15 protein-coding genes and 1 tRNA gene are annotated in these 11345 nt (G+C 62.3%); 6 read left to right on the top strand and 10 right to left on the bottom strand.

What is annotated here, in order from left to right; translation table 11 throughout:
- Both H2040_RS13810 and H2040_RS13805 read left to right on the top strand, forming a co-directional pair.
- The coding region (locus H2040_RS13810) for a TraB/TrbI/VirB10 family type IV secretion system protein (RefSeq protein ID WP_287158154.1) at window positions 1–1065 on the top strand (1065 nt) is incomplete at its 5' end.
- Window positions 1066–1068: 3 nt separating this feature from the next.
- Window positions 1069–1335, top strand: a complete 267-nt coding sequence (locus H2040_RS13805; RefSeq protein ID WP_054522750.1) for a DUF2274 domain-containing protein — start codon at window positions 1069–1071, stop codon at window positions 1333–1335.
- Here the strand turns inward: H2040_RS13805 and H2040_RS13800 are convergent.
- The 5 genes from H2040_RS13800 to gstA are packed head-to-tail and all read right to left on the bottom strand — an operon-like array spanning window position 1315 to window position 4450.
- On the bottom strand, window positions 1315–2238 hold the full coding sequence (locus tag H2040_RS13800; RefSeq protein ID WP_082379093.1) for a LysR family transcriptional regulator: 924 nt from the start codon (window positions 2236–2238) through the stop codon (window positions 1315–1317). The genes H2040_RS13805 and H2040_RS13800 overlap by 21 nt on opposite strands.
- Before the next feature lie 33 nt (window positions 2239–2271).
- Complete coding sequence (locus tag H2040_RS13795) at window positions 2272–3240, bottom strand: NAD(P)H-dependent flavin oxidoreductase (protein ID WP_054522749.1); 969 nt, start codon at window positions 3238–3240, stop codon at window positions 2272–2274.
- Window positions 3237–3458, bottom strand: coding sequence for a tautomerase family protein (locus H2040_RS13790; RefSeq protein ID WP_054522748.1), 222 nt, complete (start codon window positions 3456–3458; stop codon window positions 3237–3239). The genes H2040_RS13795 and H2040_RS13790 overlap by 4 nt, the downstream gene beginning before the upstream one ends.
- Before the next feature lie 3 nt (window positions 3459–3461).
- Window positions 3462–3842: a nuclear transport factor 2 family protein gene (locus tag H2040_RS13785; RefSeq protein WP_054522747.1), complete on the bottom strand. Its 381-nt coding sequence runs from the start codon at window positions 3840–3842 to the stop codon at window positions 3462–3464.
- On the bottom strand, window positions 3839–4450 hold the full coding sequence (gstA, locus tag H2040_RS13780; protein WP_054522746.1) for a glutathione transferase GstA: 612 nt from the start codon (window positions 4448–4450) through the stop codon (window positions 3839–3841). The genes H2040_RS13785 and gstA overlap by 4 nt, the downstream gene beginning before the upstream one ends.
- Before the next feature lie 75 nt (window positions 4451–4525).
- On the opposite strand from gstA, the gene H2040_RS14335 reads away from it, so the two are divergent.
- Window positions 4526–4933 carry a winged helix-turn-helix transcriptional regulator gene (locus H2040_RS14335; protein WP_369814726.1) on the top strand — a complete coding sequence of 136 codons (408 nt, stop codon included), beginning with the start codon at window positions 4526–4528 and terminating at the stop codon, window positions 4931–4933.
- Window positions 4934–5252: 319 nt separating this feature from the next.
- On the opposite strand, the gene H2040_RS13775 is transcribed toward H2040_RS14335, so the two are convergent.
- Window positions 5253–5329, bottom strand: a tRNA-Arg gene (locus H2040_RS13775).
- 265 nt (window positions 5330–5594) lie between these two features.
- Between H2040_RS13775 and H2040_RS13770 the strand changes: the two genes are divergently transcribed.
- On the top strand, window positions 5595–6371 hold the full coding sequence (locus tag H2040_RS13770; protein WP_287158146.1) for a class I SAM-dependent methyltransferase: 777 nt from the start codon (window positions 5595–5597) through the stop codon (window positions 6369–6371).
- On the opposite strand, the gene H2040_RS13765 is transcribed toward H2040_RS13770, so the two are convergent.
- Genes H2040_RS13765 through H2040_RS13755 form a run of 3 tightly spaced genes read right to left on the bottom strand, consistent with a single transcriptional unit; the run spans window position 6352 to window position 7606 of the window.
- Window positions 6352–6858 (bottom strand): hypothetical protein, encoded by a 507-nt coding sequence (locus H2040_RS13765; protein ID WP_287158144.1) that lies wholly within the window; start codon window positions 6856–6858, stop codon window positions 6352–6354. The genes H2040_RS13770 and H2040_RS13765 overlap by 20 nt on opposite strands.
- Window positions 6858–7106 carry a helix-turn-helix transcriptional regulator gene (locus tag H2040_RS13760; RefSeq protein ID WP_287158142.1) on the bottom strand — a complete coding sequence of 83 codons (249 nt, stop codon included), beginning with the start codon at window positions 7104–7106 and terminating at the stop codon, window positions 6858–6860. The genes H2040_RS13765 and H2040_RS13760 overlap by 1 nt, the downstream gene beginning before the upstream one ends.
- The gene (locus tag H2040_RS13755) at window positions 7103–7606 is read right to left on the bottom strand and encodes a hypothetical protein (protein ID WP_287158140.1); all 504 of its coding nucleotides are present in this window, start codon (window positions 7604–7606) and stop codon (window positions 7103–7105) included. Before H2040_RS13755 ends, H2040_RS13760 begins: the two co-directional genes overlap by 4 nt.
- Window positions 7607–7734: 128 nt before the next feature.
- Here H2040_RS13755 and H2040_RS13750 point away from each other — a divergent pair, with 128 nt between their 5' ends.
- The gene (locus H2040_RS13750) at window positions 7735–8604 is read left to right on the top strand and encodes a TraB/GumN family protein (RefSeq protein WP_287158139.1); all 870 of its coding nucleotides are present in this window, start codon (window positions 7735–7737) and stop codon (window positions 8602–8604) included.
- A gap of 127 nt (window positions 8605–8731) precedes the next feature.
- Entirely contained in the window at window positions 8732–10795 is a 2064-nt protein-coding gene (locus tag H2040_RS13745; protein WP_287158138.1) for a potassium/proton antiporter, read from the top strand.
- Here H2040_RS13745 and H2040_RS13740 read toward each other — a convergent pair.
- On the bottom strand, window positions 10738–11345 hold a 608-nt coding region (locus H2040_RS13740; RefSeq protein ID WP_287158137.1), incomplete at its 5' end, for an ABC transporter ATP-binding protein. The genes H2040_RS13745 and H2040_RS13740 overlap by 58 nt on opposite strands.

Here is an 11345-nt window from a genome sequence, read left to right as displayed (position 1 = left end):
ACGGTAGGCGGTCTTGGGCTCGGGGCCATCCTGATCGTTGCGCTGCAGGACCGCGAACCTGTCGATGGTCCGCAAGAGCTCTATTCCACAGAGCGCATTCAGGAAGCCGAAGGCCTGTCGCGCCTCCCGGCGGATTACACGGATGTGCCGCAGCTCGGCCCGCCACTGCCTGGCGAGCTCGGACGGCCGATCCTGTCGGCTCAGCAGCGCGGCGAGCCGGTCCCCTCACCAGTTGTCACCACCCCGGTCGCCGATCCGGAGGAACAGCGCCGCGCCCAGGAAATGGAAGCGGCTCGCCTCAGCCAACTCTTCGCCGATGCCAACACCACCGTTCGGGAACCATCGCCAACCACGCAAGTGGCTGCCGCTCCGCCCACCGCCGAGTCATTCTTTCCCGCCAATACGGCTTCCGCCGCGCCGGACGCGACGGAACGGCGCGAGGCGTTTCTCGACGAACCTGCCGATCGCCGCACGACGAGTACTGACCGGCCTACCGATCCGCCGAGCCCCTATGTCGTCCAGGCCGGCGCGGTCATTCCGGCGGCGCTTATTACCGGCCTGCGCTCCGATCTTCCCGGCCAGATTACCGCCCAGGTGACATCCCATGTCTATGACAGTCCGACCGGGCGTTTCCTGCTGATCCCGCAAGGCTCGCGCCTCATCGGCGAGTATGACAGCCGCGTCGCCTTCGGGCAGAGCCGGGTGCTCTTTGCCTGGACCCGGCTGATTCTGCCCAACGGCCGCTCCATCACTCTTGAACGCCAGCCCGGCGCCGACGAAGCCGGCTACGCCGGGCTCGAAGATGGCGTCGATCATCATTGGGGACGTCTGTTCATGGCGGCCGGGCTCGCCACCTTCCTGAATATCGGGGTGGAGCTTGGCGCCGACGATGATGACGATATCGCGCGCGCCATTCGTGAGGGGACACAGGATACCGTCGGCCGCGCCGGCGACGAAATTGTCCGCCGTCAGATTTCAATTCCGCCGACCCTGACCGTTCGACCGGGCTTCCCGGTGCGCGTGATGGTCACCCGCGATCTCATTCTCGAACCCTACCGGAGCTGAAGCATGACCAAGCTGAAACTCGGGACAATTCCCGACGACAAACCCGTCAAACTGAACATCGAACTGCCCGCCGACATCCATCGCGATCTCGTTGCCTATGCTGACGCTCTGGCTCGTGAAACCGGACAGAAGAATGAACCGGCCAAACTTATCGCGCCCATGTTGGCGCGCTTCATGGCGACGGATCGGGGATTTGCAAAGGCGCGCAAAGACAGCGGCCGTCGCGTCACACCGCGCGTTGATGGCCCATCACGAAGCAGCGGTGCATGACATCTGACGCGCCATGCTCAGCAAACGGCGGAGTGCTGGATTATCGTTCCGCTGAGACCAGACCGCACTATAAGGAATAACTTCGCCGGCCATCGGACGATAAGAAACACCAGGGAGCCGCGCTACTGTCATCGCCTCGCTAACGATCGTGAGCCCGCGTCCCGCCGCCACCAGCGACAGGAGATTGTCCCGACCGATCCGCTGAACCACGATCTCAGGATGACAGCCGAGACAAGCGAACCGCTGCACTAGGTATTTATGAATTTCTTTGCCAGACGTTGCTTCGCCGACAATGAACCGTGCATCGATCAAATCCGACCAGTCGAGCTCGCTATTGGCGGCCAATACGTGATCATCAGGTAGTGCGACAAAGACCCGTTCAGACCACAGAGCTGTAGTCTCACAGTCACGCCACCGTTGTATTCCGGTGATGAACGCCACATCCAAACCAAGCCGTCGTACCGCTGAGACATGTTCAGTCGGATTGCCATCGATGAGGTCGATCATGACGGTAGCATAGTTGCTTCCATAGGTTCGCAGCAAGTTCGCGAGAAATCCCGAAGCAATCGATGAGAAAATACCGACCTTGATCCGACCTACCTCACAACGTCCGACCGCCGAAACATCTCGAACGCCATCCTCGAGTTGCTGAAGGATGATCCGTGTACGTTTCAAAAAGTGCTCGCCAGCAATTGTCAAACAAACTCCGCCGACCTGTCGATGAAAAAGCGAGGCGCCGAGCCTATCCTCAAGATCACGAACTGCGCGGCTTATTGTCGATTCCTGCACCTTCAAGGCAATGCTTGCACGACGAAGACTTCCGTTTTCAACTGCGCCAATGAAGTAACGCAAGTGGCGGATTTCGACACCGCGTAGGGTCTGCAAATCTGAGATATCAGTCATTGTCGTGCTGTTCGCCGCAACGCTTGTCGCGCGCTAGACCTCTAAGTTGTCAAAGCGTGTTAGCAATTGCTTTGCCCTCACGATGAGTGATTTTACGATATCCGCAGCTCCGGGCGTGTCGTGAACAAGTCCTATCGCCTCACCGACGAACGGCGCTGCAATTGTTGCATCTCCCGATTCCTGCGCATGAGCCCAAGATGCGACTTCATGCTCGATCACTGCCTGAAGTTGATCTTCGCGACCATGCCAACGCTGGACGAACTCGTTAGACAGGACGCGCCCTGTGTAGCGCTCTGACCATTCGATTTTGCGCGCGATATCAACGACGCGGGTGCGTAATGTCGCGTCGCCATCAGCGCCAATTGCGGCCGCCATGATTTTCCGATGCGCGAGAGCTTCTGCAGTCGCCCAAAATCGCGTGCCCACGACTACGCCGTCTGCGCCGAGCATCAAGGAGGCAGCCAAACCACGACCGTCCGCTATTCCGCCCGCAGCGCATAACGCAGCCGCGCTACCCGTTCGCGCAATTTCATCCGCAATCTCAGGAACAAGCGCCATAGTACCACGTGTTTCGCCATGTCCGCCGGCTTCAGCCCCTTGCGCGACGATAACATCGGCCCCCACTTCGATTGCACGCTTGGCGTCTCGAAGGGTCTGGACTTGGCATACAAGCGGAACGCCGGCCTTTCTCACCTTTTCTGAAAAGGTCGCTGGATCGCCGAAGGATAGGAAAATGGCCGCTGCGCCGAGCTCAAGCGCTTGATCAAGCAATTCTGGTTGTCTCGCCAGCGCCCATGTGATGAAGCCGCAACCGACGCGACTTCCGTTGGCGATGGCGAACTGCTCATCGATCCACGCCGCATCGCCATAGCCGCCGCCGATCATACCGAGCGCCCCGGCGTCGGACACAGCCTTGGCCAAGGCCCCGCCCGCAGCAAAAGCCATGGGCGCCTGGATCAGGGGATGGACGATATCGAGGCGCTCGGTCAGACGTGTCTTCATCTCGTCTGCTTCCGGAACTCCGGGACTGGCAGGCCACCAATTCCCCAGTTCTCCAGTTCCATCTCATCAATCACTACCACTGTCGTGGCGGGGCTTTTTCCCAGAACCTCGCTCAAGAGGTCCGTTACACCCTTTATGAGCTGCGCTTTCTCCTCGGATGACGGTCCATTGCCATCCGGTCCGCCTTCGCGGGTGACCTTGATATTGACGTACGGCATTGTTCAATCCTTGCGTGAGATGTATGTGAAGACTTTCGTGACGATCCGCCATTCGGTGCCGTCCCGGATAAGGGTCAGAAAATCTAGATAGTCCCGGCCCATCATGCGCATCCGCGCCGTTACGCGGGCCAGCCGGTCGCCTCCAAATGCGATCTCCAGCACGGCTTCGTCGCGCGGCTCGCCCTGCTTTGCAGGTGGCTCGCGTTTGTCGACGCGGGCCATATAGCTATCGAGATCGAGGTAAAGTTCGTCACCTTCGGTCGCGCAGACATATGCGAGATGCGGGTGAAAGACGCGGCGCAGCGCGGTGCTGTCGGCGTGATGCAGCCCTTCAAAATACGACTTCATCAGCCTGGACACCGCTATGTGATCCTCGGACGTCATTGGATCAATCCTTCCGCGCGCATGGCAGCTTGGGCTGCGGGTCGATCGAAGACGCGGGACACAAACGCAGAAAGCCTTGGCCATCTCGCCAGATCGATACCCGTGAAATTCGCCCAGTTCGCAACGACGAAGAGGTAGGCATCAGCGATAGTAAACGACTCTTCCATCTGATGCTTCTCGCCATCCGCGAGCGAAGCTTCGACATGATCGAATTTCTTCGCCACGGCCTCTCGCGCCGCAGACTTTTCCGGTTCGGTCGAATCATCACGAAATAAAGGTCCGAATGCCTTGTGCAGTTCGGAGGAAACGAAGGTAAGTTGTTCGAGCATACGTGCGCGCGCGAATGTTCCGATCTTCGGCGCGAGCTCGGCGGTTGTCGCGCCATCAGCCAGGTACTGCAATATCGCTGGCCCCTCTGTGAGGACTTGACCGTCATCAAGTTGTAGCGCTGGCACATAACCCTTGGGATTAATCTTCCGATAGTCGTTCCCGTTGGCTGTTTGTCCGCTCACGGTGTCAACGAGCTCGATTTCGAACGAACGTCCGATCTCATGCAAAATGAGGTGACTCGCCAGCGAGCAGGCACCAGGCTTGTAGAACAGTTTCATGGTGTATCGATCTCCTATGGTGTTCGATACGAGGGTAGATGACGGTTTCGGTTTCCATTGACAACATGATAACCAATGGTTACCTCAATAATTGACTTACTCAACGGAAACTTGGTAACCGCCATGGCTCTCAAGATGAGGCGCAATCGAAGCCCCGAACCGCCGGAGCCCTGCATGCTGACGGAATGCATGGCGGTGATCGCGGGGGCTTGGGCGCCGAATGTGATCTGGTCGCTGCGCGCCGGCCCCCGGCGTTTCAGTGAGCTTCGGGCCGATATCCCGCCCATTTCGGCCAAAGTGCTTTCGGCTCGCTTGTCGGAACTGGAAGAAAGGGGCGTGCTCATTCGTCACGTGAGGCGGACCTCGCCACCATCGACGGAGTATGAGCTAACGCCCTTGGGTCTTGAGTTGATCCCGGCACTCGACGCAATTGTTCAAGTGGGACACCGACTGAAAGCCCTTCAGTCTTCCAGTTATGGGTAGGTGCCCGCGCTTTGAGCCTGCGCAAGTCTTTCAGGAACCCCCGATTCGACGTCGAACTTGGCCAAGGCAAATTTAGCGTCCGATCCCAAAAGTACATAAGCTTCCAAGTAAGTGCGTTGGCGGACAAACAATGTCTGGCGTCAGTGCCCTGCAGGGAGCATTAGCGATTTGAGTAATGGAGGAATTTAGTTCATCGGAGCAGTTATCGAGCGAAGGTGAACGCTTCGCCCAGCACGAAGCTTAGTGAGCGCAATGCGTCGTCCGAAAGCTGCGTCGCTCGGACGTGGGAGATTCAACGCTATGAAACATATGGAGAAAATGGCGCACCCACCAGGATTCGAACCTGGGGCCTTCGCCTTCGGAGGGCGACGCTCTATCCAGCTGAGCTATGGGTGCTTACCGTGTCGCAACTGCTTACGCAGTGCTTACGTGAATTTTTCGCGAGTTGAAAGATCAGAACGAGAGTCTCGCAAATCCTTGTTCCTATAGGCCTTTTTCGTCTCCTCTTTTTCACCTACCCTGTTGACATCTGCCTTCGGAGGGCAGCGCTCTATCCAGCTGAGCTATAGGCGCCTAATGAAGCGTCGCGGAACCTAGTCGGCTCAGCCGCTCGCCGCAATGCCGCTTTGCGCCTGACGGGCGCCAGCAGGGATCGATTTGGATGACCGCCAGACTTGAACCCCCGGAGGGGCCGGTTCCCGCGAACTGGCACGAGACCTTCTTTGACGGCCTGATGAACGCCTTCTGGCTGGGCGCGGTGCCGGAGGAGCAGACAGAGGCCGAGGCCGAATTCCTGATGACGCAACTCCGGCTGCCGCCGGGCGCGCGGGTGCTGGACCTTGGCTGCGGCGCCGGGCGGATGTGTCTGGCGCTGGCGGCGCGGGGATGCGCGGCGACCGGGCTGGACATTTCCGATGATTTCCTTGGCAGGGCGCGCGCGGCCGCCCCTGAAGGCGCGGACCTGACCTGGCTGAAACAGTCTCTGGCCGATCCGGACCTGCCCGCCGCCGCGTTCGAGGGCGCCTTCATGCTGGGCAATTCCTTTCCCTATATGCCGCCGGAGGACACCGCGCGAATGCTCATCGCCATCGGGCGCGCCCTGACGCCGGGAGGCCGGCTGTGCCTGAACACCGCCGCGGCGGCGGAGTGTTTCTGGCCGCATTTCGAGGCGGAGGGCGATTATACCGCAGGCGGGGTGCGCCTGCGCATCGCGCACCGTTTCGACCCGGTCGAAGGCGCGGTTCTGACCCGGTTCGAAGCCAGCGACGGCGAAACGGCCGAGACCCGCGACGGCGTGCAATACATCCATACGATCCGCGAGATCGCCGGCATGCTGGCCCAGGCCGGCCTGACGGTCACCGGCCTTTTTGCGGAAGCCGACGGCGCGGTCTGGGAGCCGGGCGACCCGCACGTCTATATCATTGCGCAGCGGCAGTAGCGTCCGCCTCCAGAGGCTTTTCCGTCCAGACCAGAAAGACGGACGGCAGCGCGAGAGCGTAAAGGAAAGCGCCCCACAGGATCGCGTTCCAGTGACCCTTGGCGTCAGGAGTCCAGAGCCTGACCGTCTCACCCGCATCGCCGGCGGCAATGTATAGATAGGTCAACATGAAGAACGTCATCGCACAGAAGACGCGATAGCTTCGTTTGAAAGCGCGATTGCGGATTTGCAGCTCCCTTTCGTCCAGCCCCGCCTCGCCTTTCACGAGGCGGTGGAAATAGCTGCGCGAGAGAACGGCGAATCCGATGACGGACAAAACGATCAGGCACAGCCCGGTCAACGCGGCCGGCCCGAACCCCTGGCGGGGCAGAATTCCCCACAGAACGGCCCCGGCCGGATAACAGGCGAGCGTGATGACAGAAGCCACTCTGAGGCGGAAGATCGACCCTGGCGTCTGCTGTTCAAATCCGGATGTGGAAGAGGCCATCACGTGTCTCCTTTGGCGGCTTTGTACATCTCCGATAGCGGTTTGAACGGGCGCAGGGAGAACAGCGCCTCCACCGGCAGCTCGAAAAACTCCGCCAGCTTCAGCGCCAGCTCCAGCGAGGGGTTGTAATCGCCCCGCTCCAGATAGCCGATGGTCTGGAAGTTCACCCCCACCGCGTCCGCCAGTTCCTTGCGGGACAGGCCGCGTTCGGCGCGCATCATGGAGATGCGGTTATAGGTGACGCTCATCCCTGCCGCCCCGCGCCGGCGGCCGCCTCGCCCGCGTCGCGCTCCAGCGGTTTCATCGTGACGCCCAGGAACAGGGTCGGCAGGAAGGCGCCGATATAGAGCGCGCTCAGGAATTGCAGAAACATGGCGTAGCCGGCCTGCGCGATCTCCACCGGGTCGGTCGTCTCTTCAAACAGGAAGACGTCCCAGTTCATGCCGACCACTGCGCTACAGGCGAACAGAATGGCGATATAGCCCGCCGTATAGGCCAGGCGCGCCTTGTCGCGCTGAAACTCGTCGCCGCAGCGCGACCTGACACCCATGTTCAGGGCGCGCTGGATGAAATCGCCCCGGAAATGGAAGATCAGGCCGTACGCGATCAGGAACGCCCAGGATCCGGCGATGATCAGCATGCCCGCTGTCCGGTCCTCCGCATAGAAAGCGGTGAACGCGCCGAAGATATGAAACGCGATCCCGAAGACGGGGAATAGCCGCGCGAGCCAGAGGCCGGTGGATGTCATTGGTTTCGCTCCTCAAAATCGCCATCTATGCGTGACAAATAAAATGGCACTTGCATCGTTATGTTGTATATGTATAACATTATGTCAGTGGGATCAAGCGCTCGATATCGAGCATGGGAGTAAATTTTATGCGTAAGGCAGTTTTGGGCGCGATCGGCGCGGCCGTGACAATCATCATGGGAGGCGCGGCGCACGCCGAACCCGCCATCTGGAAAGCCAGCGACTCAGACAGCGAAATCTGGCTGTTCGGGTCGGTGCATCTTTTGAACGAGGATTCGGTCTGGCGGACCGATATTCTGGAGACGGCGCTGAGCGAGGCCGATCTGTTCTATTATGAAGTGCCGCTGGACGCCGAAGCGCAGGCGGAAATCCAGGCGCTGGTGCAACAGCGCGGCCTGAACGGCGAAGGCGAGACCCTGAATGGTTATCTGACCGATGAGCAGGCCGCCCTTCTGGAGGAGATCGCCCCCAGCGTCGGCCTCACCGCCGCGCAGATGCAGCCGATGAAGCCCTGGCTGGCCAATCTGACGCTGGGCGTCATGGCCATCCAGAAGGCCGGCTACAATCCGCAATCGGGCGTGGAGATGAAGCTGATTGCCGAGACGCCGGACGCGCGCGAGCGTTTTCTTGAGACCCCGGAGGAGCAGATCATGATCCTGTCCGGCGGGAGCGACGAAGTACAGGCGGGCGCCCTTCAGGCCACGCTTGAGCAGCTGCGCGACGATCCCGATCTGTTCGACCGCATGGTCGCGGCCTGGGAAAATGGCGACGCCGAGGCGCTGGACACGCTGATGGTGGATTCGATGAAAGACGTCGACCCGGCCATTTATGAAGCCCTGATCGTGCGCCGCAACGCGGCCTGGGTGGAGGACATCAAGGCGCTGATGGAGGGCGATGAAGACGCCCTTGTCACGGTCGGCGCCGGCCACCTGGTGGGCGAAGGCGGCGTCCCGGCGCTGCTGCAGGCCGAGGGCTACACGGTCGAACGGGTGCAATAGCCCGCTTTCCCTTCCCGACCCCTGACACAGGGCGGAGCCGCAAAACGCGCTCCGCCCTTTCTTTTTTGACAGTTCAGACCCGCCCGCGCCTTCATTCCGCCGCCGGGCGCGATACATTAGGCGGTTCATGGATAGCGCCGCCTATATTCTCCTGCTCGGCTCCGGCCTTGTGGTCCTCGCCATCGCCGCCGCCGCGGCGACCGGGCGGATCGGCGCGCCCATCCTGCTGGTCTTTCTGGCGCTCGGCATGCTGGCCGGGGAGGAAGGACCGGGCGGGATCGCCTTCGAGAATTACGAGCTGGCCTATCTGTTCGGCGGGCTGGCGCTGGCCATCATCCTGTTTGACGGCGGTGCCCGCACCAGCCGCCGCATTTTCCGGCTGGCCGCCAAACCGGCCGGGGCGCTGGCCACGGTCGGCGTCGCCCTGACCGCCGGGCTGACCGGCGCGTTCGCCGCATGGCTGTTCGGCTTCGGCTGGGTGGAGGCGGGCTTGCTGGGCGCCATTGTCGCCTCCACGGACGCGGCGGCGGTCTTCTCTCTGCTGGGCGGGCGGGGCCTGCGCGTCGCCCCGCGCGTGGCGGCGACGCTGGAGGCCGAATCCGGCCTCAACGACCCCATCGCGGTGTTTCTGGTTCTGGCCTTCGTTTCCGTCCTCACCGGCACGGCGCCGGACACCTGGTATGGCTGGGTGCTGTCGGTCAGCTGGCAGGCGGCGGGCGGCGCGGTAATCGGCATGGCGTCCGGCTGGCTGATTCTGGCCGCGCAGAAGCGCCTGAACATGGCCCGGGGCCTGTACCCCATCTTCGCGCTGGCCGGCGGCATCGCCGCGTTCGGCTTTGCCCAGTCGCTCTCCGCATCGGGCTTTCTGGCAGTCTATCTGGCGGGCGTGGTCTACGGCAATGGCGACCGGAGGGAGGCCGACGCCGTCGCCTCCGCGCTGGACGGGTTCGCATGGCTGGCCCAGATCGGCATGTTCCTGATGCTGGGCATGCTGGTCTTCCCCAGCCACCTGATCGCGGTGGCGCCCGGCGCGCTGGCCATCGCCGCCTTCCTGATCCTGGTCGCCCGCCCGCTTGCGGTTTTCCTGTCGCTGATCCCGTTCCGCTTCCTGCCGCGGGAACGCGCCTTCGTTTCCTGGACCGGACTGCGCGGCGCGGTGCCGATCTTCCTCGGCGTCATTCCGGTTCTGGCCGGGGTGGAAAACGCCAATCTGTATTTCTCCATCGCCTTTGCCGTGGTTCTCGTCTCCTTGCTGGTGCAGGGCTGGACCATCCCGCTGGCCGCCCGCCTGACCGGCGTGATCGAAGACCGCCCCGGATCGGAGGAGCGCCGTCACCGCGCGGTCTGGCGCTCTCCCCGCACTTGGGCGGGGCTGGCCGCGGCCAGCGCGGCCATGGTTTCAACGGTCTGGATTGCCCGCGTCGCCGAACCGACGGGGCCGGTGACCATCGCTCCGGCGACCGTGGACGAATTGCGCGCAGCGCTTTCCGCCGACAGCCCCGGCGGGGCGGAGCTGGTGGCCGATTTTCCGCCGGACTTCGATCAGATAGAGGACGTCGACACCCGCAAGCGCCTGTTCCTGCAGACGCTGGAGCCGCTGATCCGCGCCGGGAACGCGCAGGTTCTGGACGACCGCGCCGCCATCGAGAACTGGATGAGCGCGGAGCTGGAGGGCCGCCGCCTGACCCTCTCCGAACAGGCCCATCGCGACCTGCTGGCCCGGCGTTACAACACCCCCTATTCCGACCTAGAGGAAATGCTGCGCCGCGCCGATGTCATCCCGCCCTCGCTGGCCATGGCGCAGGCCGTGCTGGCCACGGGCTGGGGCACGTCCGACGCGGTGCTTCAGCGGAACGCCCTGTTCGGCCGCCGCCCGGACACGCCCGAAACGGGCGAGGAACGCCCCTTGCAGTTCGAGACGCTGTACGATTCCGTCTGGGATTACATGCGGGCGCTCAATTCCCGGCCAGAATATTCGGCGCTGCGCGAAGCGCGGGAGTCCGTGCGCTCATCCAATGTCTATCCGCGCGGCGACGCCATGGCCCGCTATATCGGCCCCTATGCCCAAAGCGGCGAAGCCTATGTGGCGCAGGTTCAGGCGGTCATCGAATCCAACGAGCTGACGCGCTTCGATCAGCCGGCGGAATCTTCGGAAGAATCTCCGCCGTCGCTGGATTCGCCCCGGCTATAGGTCAGGGCCATGAAGACGTCTTCCAGGTCGGCTTCCTCGGTGCGCAGATCCTCGATTGTCAGGCCGCCCGACTTGGCCTTCTCGATCAGCTCGGTCACGGACTGCTTGCCGAAGCGGTAGGTGATGGCCAGGCTCCCGTCCTCGCGGATTTCCGCGTCGTTCCCGGCCAGCGAGTCCGGCACGGCGTTCAGCGGCTCCACCGGCTGGATGACCAGCGTCTTGCGGTCGACGCGCTTGAGGATCTGGTTCTTCGGCTCGTGGGCCACGACCTCGCCCTCATGGATGATGGCGATATCGTCGCAAAGCTCCTCGGCCTCTTCGAGGTAATGGGTGGTCAGGACGATGGTCGCGCCCTGCTCATGCAGGCGGCGGACATTCTCCCACAGCTGGCGGCGCAGCTCGATATCCACGCCCGCTGTGGGCTCGTCCAGCACCAGCACGGGCGGCGAATGGACCAGCGCCTTGGCGACCAGCAGCCGCCGCTTCATGCCGCCCGAAAGCTGCCGCACATAGGCGTCCCGCTTGTCGGCCAGCCCCACCATGTCGAGAA

The sequence above is a fragment of the Euryhalocaulis sp. genome (assembly GCF_013911995.1).
GTDB lineage: Bacteria > Pseudomonadota > Alphaproteobacteria > Caulobacterales > Maricaulaceae > Euryhalocaulis > Euryhalocaulis caribicus.
Note: the sequence above shows the minus strand (reverse complement) of the source record. Positions and strands in the feature narration are given on the sequence as shown.